The organism is Micromonospora sp. B9E7, from assembly GCF_039871815.1.
In the GTDB taxonomy this organism is placed as follows: domain Bacteria; phylum Actinomycetota; class Actinomycetes; order Mycobacteriales; family Micromonosporaceae; genus Micromonospora.
In genome coordinates, this window is sequence record NZ_JBDPLX010000012.1 from 152,497 (window position 1) to 169,184 (window position 16,688).

Sequence of the window (16,688 nt, forward strand, 5' to 3'; positions counted from 1 at the left end):
CCCAGACATCGCTGAGGAGTAGCAATGAACATCGACGACAAGACCAACCTGGCCGACCTGGCGAACGAGATCCTCGAGCTCGAGTCGGAGACCTTCGAGATCTCGGACTACGCGGACGCGAGCGGCGTCCTGCTGGCCGTGGCCGCCTCGTGCAGCACGAGCTCCACCAGCACCTGCTCCAGCACCACCAGCACCACCTCCTGCTCCGCCTGATCGTCCCCCGATCAGCCGCCTGAGGACCTGTTCTCTCCCGAACGGCCCGCTTGGACGAAGACGTCCATGCGGGCCGTTCGGCATGTCGCCCCGCAACAGATTGCGACAGGAACAACGTGGCGCCCCGCCGAAGGTGGACCGGCGGGGCGCCACGCGTCGAACGAGGCTCATGGGAACGGGTGCGGGATCGCCCGAATGTCGTGATCGGTGAGGTCGCTTGTGCGCAGGCCGGCCCGCCGCGGCGCGGTGCGCAGCCGAGGCATCTGCAGGACCCGTTGCCTGGTCCAGCCGAAGTCGATCGGCAGCAGGCCGGGGACGATCGTCGACACCGTGTGCAGGCCCATCCGGTGCTGTTCCGGGGTGGTCTGGTCGACCACGATCACGTCGTATCCGGCCCGTTCCAGCTCGTGCTGGCAGGCACGGAGGTCGAGCAGGAGGTCTCGGGAGTCCGGGTCGCCGGGGGGACGGATGTCCTGGATCGCGCAGTGGCCGGCCGGTTCGAGGTAGTTGCGGGCGTGTTCGGTCATCCGTGGCAGGCCGAACAGTTGAGGGTGGTCGCCCAGGTTGGCGCAGAGGGTGTAGTCGTCCGCCATGGCGTCGAGTTCGTCCCAGCGCTCGTTGACCTGCCGGGACAGGTGCGGAATGTAGGTGAGCACCTCCGACAGCGCACCCTCGACGGCCGTCTCCGGGTTGAGGCTGGCGCCGGCGGCGAAGGAGAGGGCGCCCGCGCCGCCGTCGCGGCGGACCGCGAGGCCGGTGACGACGGGTACGGCCAGGTCGACGCGGCTGTCGAAGGCGTGCACGTCGTACCCGCGGAAGGCCGCTCGGTCCACCATGGCGCGGACGGCGGGGCTGCGGCACGAGTCGAGGTCGATCTCGGTGAGCGCCAGGTTGCCGTACCAGCCGAGCAGGAAAGCATCGCGTTCGATGAGTTCGAGCAGACCGAAGAGGATCGCCTCCTCCAGGCAGCTGCCGATCGCGCAGCCGTTGGAGGATTCATAGACGAAGTTGTCGGCGGCCTGCCCGGAGGCGTAGTACGTGAGGCGGGCTGGCACGAGCACGGGCCGGTTGTCACGCAGGGAGTAACCCCACACCCACGGGATCGGTCGGTCCGGGGCGAACGGTTCGACCATCGGGTCGGTCCGGTACGTCTGCGCCGAGTACTCCCCGCAGCTACGCGGGTCGAGCGCGGTGTCCCCGAGGTCGGTGTACGCGGCGACGATCGGCTCGGCCCGGCGTCGCTGGTGGGTGCCGGCGTACCGTTCGAGCCCCTCCAGATACGCGAGGTCCTTGCTGGTGCGGAAGGAGTTGGCCTGCCCGCTCCAGCTGAAGTTGACGAGCCCGGCGTACCCGCGGATGAAGACGCTGCCGGTGACCGGGGAGGTGGTGGGCGAGGTGACGTCGAGCCAGGTGCCGGCGCCCAGGCTGCCGCAGACCGGGTTGGCCATCGCCCCGGTGGCCAGCGGGTATGACGTTGTCGAGGTGAGCCGGTAGCTCTCCGGGTCCGGCTTGGGGCGGGACACCAGGTCGAGGGTGGCAAGTTGCGGGGTGGCCTCTTCCAGCGGCGCGCAGTTGGGGCAGAGCGGATCGGTGAGCAGCGGGAAGGTCAGCACGTGCAGCGTCTGGAGGTCGATCCGGGTGACCTGCGGCAAGCTGAGGTCGGCAGTGGCGTGCCAGCCGCCGGCGGCCCGCCGGCCGACGGCCCCGGATCGGCCGAGGACGGCCGCCTGGTACACCGACCAGACGGCGTCCACGACGTAGTCCGGGACGACCGGCCAGGTGCCGGCCGGGATGACGGTCCGGCCGTGTTCGAGGGCCTCCCGTTCCGATCTGGTCCGCAATCGCTGCCACCGCATCGCAAGGCACTGGCCGCAGGCCTGGGCGTCGGAGACGCCACCCCACGGGCCGATGAGTACGGCCTGGGCGCTGAGATGCACGTCCGCGACGCCGCGTACGGGTGCGAGGCGGGTGGCGGGCGCACCGAACACGTCGATCGCGCCGACGGTCTGCACCGCCGGGCCGGGGCCGTTTGAGGCGTCCCCGACGTCACGCCGGAACCGGTCGGTGAGCGCTTGCTGCAGGGTCAGCCGGGCGAACTCCAACGGGATGGGGCGAGTGTCGGCTCGCGTCGTCGTGCTCACGAGTTGTTGCTCCAGCGAAAGGTCCGCACCGCGAGGAAGCCGAAGACGACGGTGAAACCGGCCAGGGCCGCGCTGCTCAGGCCGATGGTCGCGAGGTCGCCGCTGCCGGTGAGGGCGGTCGAGATGCCGTCGTTCATGTAGCGCAGCGGCAGGGCTCGGGAGATGTTCTGCAGCCACGTGGGCATGAGATCGATCGGCAGGAACGAGCCCGACAGGAACGCCATCGGCACCATGATCGAGTTGGCGATGGCGGCGACGGCCTCGGGGGTGTTGGCGCGGGATCCGACGACGACGCCCATGGACAGGAACGCCGTGACACCGAGCAACAGCACGGGCAGGGCGAGCGGCCAACTGCCGGCGAGGCTGAGGCCGAACACCGGCAGCAGGGCCACGCCGACGAACAGCACGGCCTGCACCAGGCCGATCACCAGCGCGCCGGTGTATCGCGAGGCGAGCACCGTGGTCAGCGGTGTGGGCGTCATCCGGATCAGGCGCAGGATGTCGTCGTTGCGCCACTGCATGAGCGTGAACGCGATGCCGAAGAGGGCGGCGTTGCCGACGCCCCAGGAGAGCACGCCGGGTGCGATGTAGTCGATGTAGTTACGCCCGGAGCCCTCCACCTCCTGCCCCGCGAAGATCAGGCCGAAGACCACCAGGAAGAGCAGCGGGAAGGCGAAGGTGAAGAACACGGTGGTCTTGTCGCGTACGGATGCCTTGTAGTTGGCCGTGCTCAGCGCGGCGAATGCGGTCATGAGCGCGTCTCCGATCCGGTGAGTTCCAGGTAGACGTCCTCGAGGGTGGCGGTGCGGGTCTGCACCTCGTCGAGGCCGATGAGGTCGCCGACGGCGGCCAGGGTGGCGCCGGCGGCGGTGGTCTCCAGCACGACGGAGCCCCCCTCGACGGTGACCCGCATGACGCCGGGAAGAGCCCCGGCCTGGTCGGTGGAGAGCTGGCCGACCGGCACCATGACGCGGGTGGGTACGTGCGCCGCGCCGACGAGTCGGTGCGGGGTGTCGAGCGCGATGACGGCGCCGGAGACGACGATGGCGACGCGGTCGCAGAGCGCCTCGGCCTCGTCGAGGTGGTGGGTGGTGTAGACGATCGTGCGGCCCTGCGCCTTCAGCTCGCGCAGCACCTGCCACAGGTCGCGGCGAGCCTGCGTGTCGAGTGCCGCGGTGGGCTCGTCGAGGAAGACCAGCTCCGGCTCGTGGATGAGGGCGCCGGCGATGGCGAGCCGCTGCCGCTGACCGCCGGAGAGATCCCCGACCCGCTTGTCCGCGTCCCCGGTCAGCCCGACCAGCTTCAGGGCGGGGCCGGCCGCCGTGGCCGGCAGTCCGTACAGGGCGGCGACCGTGGCAAGGTGCTCGCGGGCCGTCAGCCGGGCGAAGAACGCGCTCTTCTGGGTCTGCAAGCCGAGGCGGGGCAGCAGTGCCACGTTGCGGGGCCAGGGCGACATCCCGAGCACCTCGATGGTGCCGGCGTCCGCCTGGCGCAGGCCCTCCATGATCTCGATCAGGGTCGTCTTGCCGGCGCCGTTGGGGCCGAGGATGCCGAAGAACTCTCCGCGTCGGATGGTCAGCGAGATGCCGTCGACGGCCTGCACGTCGCCGTAGCGCTTCCGGACGCCGTCCAACACGACGGCCGACTCCGTGCCTGCCTCCACGATGGGCTCCTCACTGCTCAGTGTCGACGATTCGAATGCGTGCGTCGTGGTCATTTCTGGACCTCTCCTCTGCGGCCGTCGGCCGGCTTGCGGGTCCCCGTGAACGAGGTGCGGGGCACCACGAAACACATCCCGATCAGTACGGCCAGCCCGGCCGAGACGGCCCCGGCGACCGGCCCGAAGTGGTCGGCGGCAACACGTTGCGCGACCAACGCGACGATCGTCACGATGCTCACGACCAGAGCCGCCCCGCCCAGGGCGTACGCGCAGTAGGCGATCCGGGCGGCCCGGGGGTATCCCGCCAGGCCCGGGCCGCGGCCGACCATGCCGGCCAGCGCCCGGCCGGCGAAGCGCCGGCTGCCACTGGCGTAGCGCAGCATGCCCAGCGAGTGGGCGAGCATCTTGTAGCCGTCCATCGGTGGCAGCGGCAGCAGGAACAGCGCGGCCTGGGCGAGCCCCAGCAGCAGGAACGCGCCGAGCAGCGCCCGGGCCGGTTCGTCCGCCGGCAGCAACAGCCAGGCCGGCAGCACCGGCAGCAGCAACAGCAGGTTCACCAGGATGCCGGCCGACGCGGTCGTCACCTGCTGCCGGCGGGTTCGCAGGAACAGGTAGTCGTCGACTCGGCAGTACATGACGACCATGGGCAGCTGCCAGCGGATCCCGATCTCGCCGACCGTGCCGCCGAAGTGGTGCGCCACCACGCCGTGCCCAAGCTCGTGCAGGCCCATGGTGACCCACAGCGCGGTGGCGACCGCCATCAGCGCGAACGGGTTGTCGAGCACCCGGGCGGTGTCGGCGACCAGGGCCGGCCCGTGCCACATCACAGCGGCCAGCATCAGCAGAATCGCCGCGCACGCCGGAACGAGGAATCCGCCCCGGAATGTGAACCCGAAGAAGCGGTGCAGGCTGGCCGTGGTGGCCGTGGCGTCACTGACCAGCCGCAGCGAGCCGCCGAGGAGTTTGCGCCGGGCTGCCGGCGGCGGATCGGCCGCCGGCGCCGGGCACCCCTCGATGAGGCCCCGGGCGGCCAGCAGTCCGAGCAGCTGCTGCCAGGCGGCCGGCCCGAGCGAACGACCGAACGTGCGGCCGTACGCCTCAGCGATCTCCTCACGCGACGTCACCCCGTCGAGCCGAACGAGGACGAAGTGCTCCTTCACCCCGATCTCGAACGTCTTGTCCGCAGCGGGATCCCGCACCAGGTGCACCGACGTAGCGTCACGCAGGTACCGCCCGCTGATCTGGATGTCGGCGCGCACCGCCGGCCCGGCGGCGACGGCGGTGGTCATGCCCGCTCGCCATGCTCGCGTAACGCCCGGCCCAGCATGTACGACAGGTACGCCTCGTCGGTGATCGTGACGTGCAGCCGGTTGTTGGTCATGTGCATGTACGGCGACAGCAGCAGCGGCAGCGAGGTCTGCGGGTCGGTGGGGATCTCGTCGCGGGTGTCGTCCCAGGAGCGGAACACGAGCTGCCCGCGCTCGGTCAGCTCGGCGGCCCGACGGCGCAGCTCAAGGCAGTGTTCGGCCCAGCCGCGCAACAGCCCGGGTAGGTCTTGGCCCCCGGTGGTCCGCAGCGAATGCCGGATCTCGGCGAAACGCCGGCCGATCTCGGCGCCCGTCGCGGCGTACTGCTGCTGGTATTCGTCGTCGCCCGCGTAGTTGGTGTCCGGGAACGCGCTGCGCCAGAACTTGTGGTACCGGTTCAGATAGTCGACGAGGTCGTCGGTCTCTGGCAGGAAGCACGCCGACATCACCATCATCAGCTGCGCCGACGTGCCGAGCAGCACGGTGCGCAGGTGCAGGTTCTTCGTGCGGATGGCGTCGACGACCATCTCGCTCGAGTGCGCGAAGTGCCACTCGGCGAGCTCGATCCCGGCTGCGCCGCCGTACTTGCCGTACTCCGGCTCGTACGGCTCGTAGCTGTAGGTGTTGTTCTCGCGCAGGTTCATCCGGCCGTCGCCACGCAGGTAGCTGGATTTCTCGTCGGCGGAGAACTCCATGTCGAACAGGGAGTTGTAGAAGTCCTCCAGGAACCCGGCGTCGACCTGGTACAGCGCCGGCCGGACCCGCAGGTACTCGGTAATGGCCGCCTCTGCTCGCCGCTTCACCTCGGCGGTGGCGGCCACGGTCACCGGCTTGAGCCGCAGCCGTACGTGCGGACCCTCCAGCCAGTAGTTGATGAAGAAGTGGCCGGCGATCAGCCCGTCGGCCTGGAGCCCGCCGATCAGCGGGCGCACGCACTGCACGAGCAGCGGCTGCGGGTTGGCCGCGTAGTAGATGTGGATGGCCTGCCACTCGCCGGCTGCCACGTCCGTCACGGGGTCGATGAGGGTCTGCGTCATGGCTGCCCGTCCTGTCGCGTCGCGGGGGGAAGGATCGAAGGGGAACGGAGGGTCTCGACGGCCAGCTCGGCGACGTGTTCGCCACGGCTCGACCGCACGTGCAGCGCGTCCTCGTCGGGGAGCATCTCCCGGAACACCACCCGCGCTCCCGGGCTCTGCAGCAGTCCGTCGAGGGCGTACAGGGAGAGGTAACTGGCGAAGTCCACGTACTGCGGCTTGCCGCTGCGCGATCGGCCGTCCCCGGCGGTCTCGGTGACCGTGGCGAACGTGCGGTTCGGCAGGCCGTGCGTCCGCCGCCAGCGCTGCCAGGCCAGGAACCAGTCCTCGTCGGCGACCTGCGGCGACAGCCGAGGCAGGTCCTGGCCGGCGACGGTCCAGGCCCGGCGGCTCAGCACCAGGTTGCGATGGCGCACCCGTGGCCGGTGCCGCACCCCGTCGCGCGGCTCCGCTTCGGGCACTCCGCCCCACAGGTTCACCGGGGCCAGCGCCGTCGGCGACAGCAGCAGCAGGGTCCGGGGGATCTCCGGAAGCGCCAGCGGCACCAGGTAGCCGAGGTAGACCGGGATGACCTCACGGCCCAGCCGGTGTGACCGCAGCACCAGGCGCTCCTCGGCCACGTCGTGCTCCAGGTAGAGATCGTCGAGGTGGAGTTGGTCCTCGGCCGGCACGGAGCTGGTCTCGCCCGGGCAGACGATCTGGTAGCGGGTCAGCCGACCGTGCAGGTTGAGGTTGGTGACCACCGCGCCACCGGTGATCTCCGCGAGGACCGCGCCGTCCGGTTCGATCTCCCCCGCCTGCCGCAGCAGCTGTTGCGCCAGCCCGTCCGGCTCCAGCTCGTCCGGCGGCGCGTCGAAGCAGTGCGTGAAGCGGCTGAACGGGAAGGACAACCCGCCGTACGACTGGTTCAGGACCGCGACCGGGTCATCGGGCCGGTCCGCGAGCTGGACGAAGTGGCTCTGCGGGGCGAACCGGGTGATCACCGGGGTCAGGTGCGCGGCGACGGCGTCGACCGTCGCCTCGTCGAGCCGCACCTCCCCCGCGTCCGCGGCCCCGGCCCAGACCTCGCGCATCCGGACGACCAGCTCGCGGCGGGCGTCGTCGAGGGCCGTGATGCTGGGCAACCGCAGCCAGTTCACCTCCGGGACGTACTCGCCGTCCACGAACGACTTCGGGCGCCCGTTGAACGACAGGTACTGGTCGAAGAAGTCCTCGTGGAAGTCGTGCACCAACTTCAACAGGTCGTCGCAGCGCCCGCCGCGGCCGTACCGGGCCAGGAAGTACCCGTTGAACGTGATGCGCTGGGGCAGGGTCACGTCGAAGGCCGGCAGGATCCGTTCCACCGACCGCAGCGAGTCCGCGAGCAGCCCGGTCCACGCCTGCCGGTCGAGCACGAGGGCCTCGGCACCGGCTCGGACGTCCTCATAGAGCAGGGTCCGGGGCAGCGTCGCGGCCTCGTCACCGAGACTGGTCTGCAGCTCGTGCAGACTGGCGCGCAGCCGCCCGAGCAGCTCCCGGCGCTCGACGTGACCCGCGAGCGCGTACCTGTCGACGCACGAGATCGGCTCGGTCAGCCCGTCGGCCAGCTCGTCCGCCCAGGGGCGCTCGATCGCCCGCAGGGCCTCCTGGAAACCGCGCAGCGGGTCACGGCTGTGCACGTCGGTCAGCAGCAACGGGAACTGCAGCATGCCGAGTTGCAGGAGCGCGGCGAGGTACCTGTCGCACTCGTCGGCGCTCGCCCGCTCGGTGGCCCCGAGCCACTCGGTGAGCTGCCCGAACGACAGACCCGGGGTGCTCTCCATCATCCGCAGCATGCGTTCGAGAACGCCCGTACGCTGCAGGAAGTAGAGCCGGTCGGAGGCCGCGTCGAAGGTCACCGCGGCGTTGTCGTCGCCCGTGGTGACCCAGCGGCGGACGAACCTTACGCGGTCTTCGTCGTTGCGCCATCCGGTGGCCGCCTGGACCGGCAGGTCGGCGCGTCGCCGCTGGTCGGCCAGGACGAGTTCGGCGAGCCGACCCAGCACGACCACGTTCAGCCGGGGATGGCTGGACCAGTCGTCGGCCACGGCCACCCGGTGCCCGGCGCCGGCGGCCTCGGCGAGCTGACCCACCCCGACCGCGGTGAACGTGCTGAACGGGCTCGGCTTGCACGCGGTCCGGTACAGGTAGGACAGCACCGAGCGGGTGATCCGCCGCTCCTTCTTGCCGGGTCGGTCGGCGCGGCCGTCGATGAACGCGTCGAGCTGCGCATCAAGCGACGGCGAGGCGAGCAGCACACCTCGGCGCAGCCGGTCCTCGGCGGCCAGTTGGCGCAGCCGTGCTGTCGTGTCGGTCACCTCCGTGCCGACGACCCGTCCGCCTTCGGCGCGCAGGTCGTCGAGCCTGCGCCGGGCCGTCAACCAGCTGGTGAGTTGCTCGGCGGCGGGGGCGTTGCGCCCGGCCAGCAGGCTGACGGCGGCAGCCGCGTCCTGGGGCAGCCGGTTGTTGAACACCTGTCGGCGCAGCCGCAGCAGATGCCGGCGGACCAGGTCGTCGTCGTTGTCGTTGACCATGCCGTGGAGCAGGTCGCTGAGGTGGCTCGCCGACTCGGCCAGCGACTCCTCCTCCTGCAGCATCTCCTCGGCCCAGCGGCAACTGTCCGGGCAGCGAAGGGCGCCGACGGTGGCCAGGGGCAGGCCCGCGACCCGGGCCATCAGGCGGTCTTGCAGGCTCCAGCGGATCTCCGCCGGTCTGCCGGCGACAACTGCCGGTTGGAGGTCGGGTTCGGTGGTCAGGGTCATCACGGACTCCGTTCGACTCGATTGATCAGGCGATGTCATAGCGAAAGTCCGCGGGACGGGCCCGTTCGTGGCCGAGCAGCATGATCAGCAGGGGCGCCTCGCCGGTGGCTCCGAGGTCGAGCTCCTCGATGAAGGAGATGTTGTCGAAACCGAGCGCCACACCGCCGCCGACGTCCAGCGCCGACGCGGCGGTGTAGAAGCTCTGTGCGACCGCGCCGATCGTGGCGTTGACCAGGCGGTAGCCGCGATCCCCGACGGCATCGAGCACCGCTGTCGTACGCACGGTCGGCACGATCACCACGCCGGCCTGCTCGAGGTTGTAGTTGGACAGGAAGTAGTTGCGCTGCAGGAACGGCCCGGGCCGGCCCGCCTTGACCAGGTACAGGGCGTGTCCGTCCGGGTCGTACTCGTACGCCCCCGGGGGCACGCCGTCGACGTGGTTGACGAAGGCGTAGAGCTTCGCCAGTCGGGCTGCTCCGGCGCCGCTCGCCCCGTCGGTGAACGGCGTGCGAGCGCTCGCGGCCAGCCCGGTGCCGAGCTGCGCGGCGGTCAGTGGCACCTTCGCGTCGAAGCGGCCGAAGCTGCTGCGCCGACGGCGCAGCGCGGTACGCACCGGAACATCGAGCGCGAGCGTGGGCGGCAGCTCGACCCGCGCGCGGCCCGGCTGCGGCGGATGGGCCGCCGCGGTCACCAGTTGCCCGGGTGCGGGTGCCACGGTCGCACCCTGCACCGTCCCGGCGTGAATCTTGGTCATCGTGTCGAAGGTCAGGACGGTCCGGGACCGCTCCTGGTCGCGGTGGCGCACCGACACCCGCGCCGGCGCGCTGCCGGGCCGTCGCGCCGAGTCCCAGGCCAGCGGTACGACGGCGAAGATGCCCTCTTCCTCGTTCGCCACGCCCAGCAGCTCCGCGATCCGCGGCTCGTCGAACCAGAGCTCCGGCTCCACCACGCGACCCCGGGCACCGGCCCACAGCCGCCAGGTCTGCACGATCGTGCCGATGTCCATGGTGACCGCGTGGAACGAGAAGCTGTTGTACTTGAAGGCGTTCTGCCAGTACTTGACGCCGAGTAGGAGGAACTGGTCGTCGTCCTGGCCCGCGCGGGCGCCGAGCGCCTCGCGGACGACAGGTGTCACGTCGCCGGTGAGCAGGCGCTGCATCGCGTGGTGCTTCGTCGAATAGTGGTAGACGCCCGGCGGCATCGGGCCACTCGGCCCGCAGACCCAGTAGACGGTCACCGGGTAGAGGCCACCGCCCGACGCGGTGCCACGGTTCCAGTTCGCCGTGGTGTACGTCGGCAACGCACGCAGGTCGGTGTTGGCCTGGACGCCGAGGCGACGGCCGACCAACCCGTACGAATCGTGCAGCATCGCGCCGAGGAACGGCAGGTCGAAGGGGCGTGCCTCGTCCCGCTGCGCGCCGTCGAGCCCGTCCTGGACGGTGGCGTCCCCGGGTGGGCTCCCGTCGTGCAGGGGGAAGGTCTCGACGCCGGGGAAGTACTTCCCCTTGCGCGGCTGGTCGGGCCAGTTTGGGACGAATTCCTTCGGCTCCATCAGGACACGGCCGCGGTGCATGATGGCGGTCGCGTACTCATATGCGTAACCCATGTCGGTCCTTGTCTGTCGCGTGGTGGCTCGCGCACTCACGGGAACGGATGCGGGACGAGGTGCAGGTCCGCGACCTCGAGGTCGTGATCCCGCAGGCCGGCGGCGGCCAGTGCGGCGCGCATACGCGGCAGGTGCGGCGCGCGCTGCCGGTCCCAGCCGAAGTCGATCGGCAGGAGCCCGGGCGCCAGGACGCTCACCGTGTGCAGGCCCAGGTCCCGCTGCTCGGGCAGCGTCTGGTCGACCACCACCACGTCGAAACCCTGCGCGGCGACGTCGGCCACGCAGCGCCGCAGGTCCACGGCGAGGTCGTCGGAGAGCAACTCGGCGCGGTCGGCGGCCGGGTAGACCTCGGACATGGCCCGGGACTCCCGAGGGGCCACGAAGAACGCCGCGTGCTCGGCCATCTCGGGCAGGCCGTACACGAGCGGGTGGTCGTGCAGCGCCTGGACGTTGGCGAAGTCGGCGACCATCGTCCGATAGCGCGCCTCCTCCCGCTCGGTGCGGCTGCGCAGGTTGACCGAATCGGTGGCGATCTCGCAGAGGGCCGCCGCCATCGCCGTCTCCGGGTCGAGGCTCGCGCCGGCCCCGAAGCAGATGGCGCCCAGGCCGCCGCCGATGCGGGTCGCCACCCCGACGACGACCGGGATGCCGAAGGTGATCCGGGCGTCGAAGAACCGGGCCCGGTATCCGCACATCTCCAGTCGGTCGACCATCCACCGGGTCTCGGTGCGGGCACTCGTCCGTGGGTCGATCTCCGGCAGGGTCTTCCGGCCGTACCAGGAGAGCAGGAACGCGTCGCGCTCGACGACCTCCATCAGGCCGTGGTAGATCGCCTCCTCGGCGCTGCCGCCCGACGCGCAGCCGTTCGAACTCTCCTGCACGAACCGGTTCTCCAGCCCCGGCGCGTGGTAGTAGGCCAGGATCTCCGGCACCAGCACCGGCCGGTCGTCGCGCAGCGAGTGACCCCAGACCCACGGGATCGGCCGATCCGGCGCGAACGGTGTCACCCGTGGGTTCGCCGCGTAGAACGCGTCCGAGTAGAGACCGCAGACCCGCGGGTCGACCGCCGCGTCGCCGAGTTCGTCGTACGACGCCGACACCACGGTCCGTTTGGCCTTGGCGCGCATGCCGGCGATCCGTTCGAGCCCTTCCAGGATGCCGATCCGGGCGCTGCGGGCATAGCTCTCGGCGTGCCCACCCCAGTAGGTCTCCCGCAGGTAGCTGCCCGAACGCAGCAGGAATCCACCGCTGACCGCCGACGTGGAGGGCGACACCGGGTCGTAGGCGACCAGGGGACCGACCGGCCCACACAGCGGGTTCGCGAACGCCTCCACCGTGAACGGGTAGTCGTCGACCGACCGCAGCCGAAACGAGTCGGGCGCTGACTTACGGGTGCTCCCGATGGTCGGGCGAGCGGCCTCCGGGGTGTCCGGCACGCTGCGGCCGCAGGACGGGCACTCGGCGTCCGGCACCACCGGGTAGCGGCGTACCGCCAGCACGGTGAAGTCGACCACGTACACCGAGGCGTACGCGTCCCGGGCCGTCGTCGGGCCGGCCGCACGATCGAGATGCGCGTCGACGAGCGCCGCGATGGCGTCGCGGTTGAAGGCCAACCGGAATGGTGACGGCCCAGCCTGCCGGGTCGGGCCGCCCAACTCCAGGGCGTCACGCAGGGAGCGCTGCCGAACCGCCTGCCACCGCCGGGCCAGGCACCGGGGGCACGCCGGGTGTTCGGCGTTGCCCGGGAACGGCCCGACGAGGGCGTACTGGCCGTACAGGTGCACGGTCACCGACGCGGCTTCCGGGCCGTCCGACACGGTCAGTTCATCGCGTACGCCGAGCGGCGCGACCGAGATCGTCAGGTCCCCGCCGAGTCGCCTGCGCAGCCACTTTTCGAGCTCGGCGCAGTCGAGCGCCCAGTGCTCCGGGCAGTCGACGAGGTCAGGCCGCATGGACCGAACCGCCCGTCAACACGATCCGGGCCGTGTGGAGGCCACCGGCGAGCAGGTCCGGCGGGGTGGTGCGGATCAGCAGCACGTCGCCGCCCGCGTTGCGGACCCCGTCGAGCAGGTCGTCCCACGTCACGTCCGGTACGTCGGCCGGGACGCCGGTCACCGCGAGCACGGCCGGGTCGAAATCGGCGACCAGGTCGTCGCCCGGGTCGACGTCGGCGTCGCGTTCCCGGCCCAGCTGCACCCGACCGAGCAGGTCTCGCACGGCGGTCATCACGGCGGCGTTCCAGGTCAGCTCACTCCCGGCCGCCCACAGGACGCCCCCGGTCCGCGGGTCGGTGGCGTGGGCGATAGCCACGGGCGAGGTGCCGAACCGTCCGCCGCGCACATTCAGCACGGTGACATCCACCCCGGCGTTCGACGCGGACCGGCGCAGGAAGACGATCTCCGGGTTGTCGATGTCGGAGAGCCGCGCCGGGGCCACCTCGGCGCGGCCACGGAGCGCGTCGATGATCCGGGTGTACGCGACGGCCGACAACAGGCCCCGCGCGGCGGCTTCGGCTGGGGATGTCCCCGCCCCGGCACCCGCCGAGGTGGCGATGATCGGCCGGTGGGCGTTGTGCTCGCCGAACGGCCGGACAGCGGCGGCCGGCACTCCGATCTCCTCCTTCGTGAGCAGCGACGTCGCCGTCACGACCGGCCCGGTTGCGGGTGCCGTGCCGCTGGACGTGACGATCTCGGCGACCGGCACCGTCCGGTCCGGCGCGGCCTGTTCGGCGGGTAGGGGGACACCGTGGTCCACGTAGCTGACCGCGGCCGTGCGCAGGGCTGCGAGCCGGGCGCCGGCCAGGGTGTGCAGGTCGAACGTCGCTACCTCCCGGGTGCGCCCAGGGCCGGGCGAGAACCGCAGGGTGCTCACCTTCAGCGGGGTCTGGGTCCACTGCTCGTCGCTGAACTCGGCGAAGACGCCGACGTTGGGCTGGATCAGGACCTCGCGGTTGGTCAACTCGGCCAGCAGCTCCGACGCCTCGACCTGCGCCTCGACGATCCGGGTCTGCCCGATGGCGAGGTCCGTCGTGACCGGCTCGTCGAGCACCGCGTCGCCGGAGCAGAACCCGCAGGCCGGGTGCGGCAGCAGCGGCTCGGTGACCACGTCGAGCGACTCGAGGTCCTGGATGATGACGCTGCCGGCCGTCTCCGCCGGTAGGGCGCCGGTCAGGGTCCGGAACACCTCGTACCCGAGGAGGTTCCCGATCATCGCGGCGAGCGGCCGGCCCACCGCGGCGTCCCGGCGGGCCGTGGCGAGGGAGACGCCCTGCCACAGGTCGGCGGCGGCCGCCGGGTCGCCGTTGGCGGCGAGGCGCAGTGCGGCGCAGAGCCAGCAGCCGGTGCTGCCGGCCGTCATGTGCGGGCCGATCACGGCACGCCGGCCGAACGTCCACGCGGTGAGCAGGTGACGCCCGGCCGGCACCCGCTCGCTCAGCAGGTCCAGCGTCTGTCGGGCACCGGCGGACCCGCCGGTCACGACGACGACGTCGTACGCCGCGAGTTCGTCCCAGGTGTAGCGGGGGCCGGCGGCCGGGACGACCTCGATGTCTACCGGGCAGCCCTCGTCGGTGAGCACCCGCGCCTCGGCGCGCACCTCGGCGAACATGTTGTCGGGGTGGTCCAGGCTCGGCATGATGCCGATGCCCGCCGACCCGTTGCGCACCAGGCTCAGGACGCACCAGCGTGCCACCAGGTCGTCGCCCAGGACCGCCACCCGGGCATCGCGGAACGTCATGAACCGGGCGTCCGCGCTGTCGGCGTAGTGATCCACGTACGCGATCTGTGGCGCGAACCGTCCGGCGACCGCCGCCTGTCCCTCGCCGGTGGCCCGGGTTGCCAGCGGCACGTCGCGGGCGAAGCCACGCTCGTACAGCGTACCGACCAGGTTGGCGACCATGGCCCGCTGCTCCGCGCCGAGCGCCGCGCCGAGGTCCGCGACCTGGTGGTCGCCGGTGAGGTAGGGGACGATCAGGGTGGCCAGCCGGTACGCGCTCCGGCCGGTCAGCTGGAAGCCGCCGAGGGAGTTGTGGAAGAGGACGCCGTCCGGCGTCTGGGTGTAGAGAACGTCCCGGCGGATGCGCGGCCGGGTCTGGGCGATGTCGTCGAAGGTCGCTGCGGCCATAGCGGAAGCACCTCTGTTTCTTGTGGATGACGGCAGACGCCGTCGGGACGGGTGGACCGGCAGTCACGCCGCGAGAGCGGTGCTCCGTTCGCCGTAGCCATCGACGGCGAAGGCCCGGACCAGTTCGTGCATGGTGTAGGTGCCGGAGCCGCCCTCGAGGGCGCCGGCGTCAGCCAGCAGGTCGAGGATCTGACCGGTGGCGGCAACGGGCCGGTCGAGGACGCCGGCGAGGTCGGCGAGGGTCATGGATTCCGGGAACGAACATCGGGCGATCCGGACGAGCGCGTCGCTGAGCCGGGGATCGAGCTCGTCGAGCCAGGCGCCGAAGGTCCCGGTGATCGACATCCGCGGGTCGTCGATGAGGGACATCCGGGCGAAGCGGTCGCCGCGCAGCCACGTGACACAGTCGGCGATCCGGGTTCGCGGGCGAACCTGCAGTCGAGCCGCCATGATCCGCAGGGCCAGCGGGAAGTTCCCGCAGAGCGCTGCCAGCTGGTGCACCGCGCCGGGTTCGGCTGCGGTCCGATCCGGTCCGAGTAGGACCGAGAGGAGTTCGAAAGCCTCGTCGTCGGTGAACGGGTCGAGCCGGTGCACCCGGCCACCGTGCGTCGCCACCAGGCCGGTAAGGCTCATCCGGCTGGTGATGAGCACTGAGTGCCCGCCGTCGAGCGACAACACCCCGCGGATCTGCTCGGCGTCGAGCACGTCGTCCAGGATGAGCAGGGCCGGGTCGGCCGCCCCGGCAACCTGGAGCCGCACCAGCTCGGCGGTCAGCTCCACGGGCGTCCGGGCCGTACCGTCGGGCCGGCGCATTCGGAGCGTGGCGTGGCCTGCCACGGACCTGGCCCGGAGTTGGTCCGCGACGTGTAGCGCCAGCGCCGTCTTGCCGATGCCTGGCGCGCCGGTCAGCACGACCGTCCGCGGGCCCGGTCGATCGTCACCGAGCCACCCGGTGAGCAGCGCGACATCCGCCGCCCGCCCGGTGAAGTCGCTCGTCGCCATCGGTGGAGGTGGCTCCTCCGTCCTCGCCGCGCCACCGGTGGTGATCGGGACATCGTTGGCCGTGCCGACGCGCGTCAACTCGTCACCGCGCAGAATCGCGGCCTCCAGCCGTTGCAGCGACGGTCCCGGGTCCAGGCCCAACTCGTCGAGGAGGTACCGCTTGACGTTGCGGTACTCGACCAACGCCTCGGTCTGCCGGCCGGTGCGGTACAGCGCCTCGATGAGCTGCTCCGCGAAGCGCTCGTGCCCCGGATGCGAGCGGGCGGCTCGCCACAGGTCGGGCAGCACCTCCCGGCAGCGGCCGAGCACCAACTTGAGGTCGTGCACCCGTTCGGACGCCCGCAGCCACTCCTCGGTCAGCCGCGGCGCCTCGTCCCGACACAGCGCGTCGGACGGCACATTGGCCAGCAGCGCGCCGCGCCACAGCCGCAGGCCCTCCGTCAGGCTGTGCAGCTCGGACTCGGGATCCGTCTCGTTCTCGGCCCTGCCCACCAGTTGGCGGAACCGCAGCAGGTCGAGCGTCTCGGCGTCCGCGACGATGCGGTAGCCGCCCGGAACTGACTCGATCACGTTGCCGGCGATGCCGTGCTTGGCGAAGAGTCGCCGTAGGCGAAGGACGCAGGTCTGGAGCGCGGCCTTGGCCGACGCCGGCTGTTGCTCGCCCCAGATCGCGCCGAGCAACGAGTTGATTGACACCACCGCGTTGGGGCGGAGCAGCAGGGCCGCCAGCAGAGTGGTCGGCTTGGATGGCGGGAGCACGGCGACGTCACGCCCGTTGGTCAGGTTCAGGGTGCCCAGGATTTGAAAACTCATGCGCCGAAAT

Annotated in this window: 11 protein-coding genes; 1 reads left to right on the forward strand and 10 read right to left on the reverse strand. The window is 71.2% G+C overall.

Annotated elements, in window-relative coordinates; all coding sequences use genetic code 11:
- The first annotated feature begins 30 nt into the window (after nt 1–30).
- Nucleotides 31–213 carry a thiazolylpeptide-type bacteriocin gene (locus ABGB10_RS20520; RefSeq protein ID WP_157562608.1) on the forward strand — a complete coding sequence of 61 codons (183 nt, stop codon included), beginning with the start codon at nt 31–33 and terminating at the stop codon, nt 211–213.
- Nucleotides 214–380: 167 nt separating this feature from the next.
- Here the strand turns inward: ABGB10_RS20520 and ABGB10_RS20525 are convergent, their stop codons facing one another.
- The 10 genes from ABGB10_RS20525 to ABGB10_RS20570 all read right to left on the reverse strand — a co-directional run bounded on the left by ABGB10_RS20525 (nt 381) and on the right by ABGB10_RS20570 (nt 16,678).
- On the reverse strand, nt 381–2,354 hold the full coding sequence (locus tag ABGB10_RS20525; protein ID WP_347662472.1) for a TOMM precursor leader peptide-binding protein: 1,974 nt from the start codon (nt 2,352–2,354) through the stop codon (nt 381–383).
- Nucleotides 2,351–3,106 carry an ABC transporter permease gene (locus tag ABGB10_RS20530; protein WP_347662473.1) on the reverse strand — a complete coding sequence of 252 codons (756 nt, stop codon included), beginning with the start codon at nt 3,104–3,106 and terminating at the stop codon, nt 2,351–2,353. The genes ABGB10_RS20525 and ABGB10_RS20530 overlap by 4 nt, the downstream gene beginning before the upstream one ends.
- Nucleotides 3,103–4,017 carry an ABC transporter ATP-binding protein gene (locus tag ABGB10_RS20535; protein ID WP_347662474.1) on the reverse strand — a complete coding sequence of 305 codons (915 nt, stop codon included), beginning with the start codon at nt 4,015–4,017 and terminating at the stop codon, nt 3,103–3,105. The genes ABGB10_RS20530 and ABGB10_RS20535 overlap by 4 nt, the downstream gene beginning before the upstream one ends.
- Nucleotides 4,018–4,067: 50 nt before the next feature.
- Nucleotides 4,068–5,303: a hypothetical protein gene (locus ABGB10_RS20540; RefSeq protein WP_347662475.1), complete on the reverse strand. Its 1,236-nt coding sequence runs from the start codon at nt 5,301–5,303 to the stop codon at nt 4,068–4,070.
- A complete protein-coding gene (locus tag ABGB10_RS20545) occupies nt 5,300–6,358 on the reverse strand; it encodes a lantibiotic dehydratase C-terminal domain-containing protein (protein WP_347662476.1) in 1,059 nt (352 codons plus the stop codon). The genes ABGB10_RS20540 and ABGB10_RS20545 overlap by 4 nt, the downstream gene beginning before the upstream one ends.
- Nucleotides 6,355–9,135 (reverse strand): lantibiotic dehydratase, encoded by a 2,781-nt coding sequence (locus ABGB10_RS20550; RefSeq protein ID WP_347662477.1) that lies wholly within the window; start codon nt 9,133–9,135, stop codon nt 6,355–6,357. The genes ABGB10_RS20545 and ABGB10_RS20550 overlap by 4 nt, the downstream gene beginning before the upstream one ends.
- Before the next feature lie 25 nt (nt 9,136–9,160).
- Nucleotides 9,161–10,741 (reverse strand): nitroreductase family protein, encoded by a 1,581-nt coding sequence (locus tag ABGB10_RS20555; protein WP_347662478.1) that lies wholly within the window; start codon nt 10,739–10,741, stop codon nt 9,161–9,163.
- Nucleotides 10,742–10,776: 35 nt separating this feature from the next.
- Complete coding sequence (locus ABGB10_RS20560) at nt 10,777–12,693, reverse strand: TOMM precursor leader peptide-binding protein (protein ID WP_347662479.1); 1,917 nt, start codon at nt 12,691–12,693, stop codon at nt 10,777–10,779.
- A complete protein-coding gene (locus ABGB10_RS20565; protein ID WP_347662480.1) occupies nt 12,683–14,863 on the reverse strand; it encodes a TOMM precursor leader peptide-binding protein in 2,181 nt (726 codons plus the stop codon). Before ABGB10_RS20565 ends, ABGB10_RS20560 begins: the two co-directional genes overlap by 11 nt.
- A 63-nt stretch (nt 14,864–14,926) precedes the next feature.
- On the reverse strand, nt 14,927–16,678 hold the full coding sequence (locus tag ABGB10_RS20570; protein ID WP_347662481.1) for a BTAD domain-containing putative transcriptional regulator: 1,752 nt from the start codon (nt 16,676–16,678) through the stop codon (nt 14,927–14,929).
- Between the last annotated feature and the right edge of the window lie 10 nt (nt 16,679–16,688).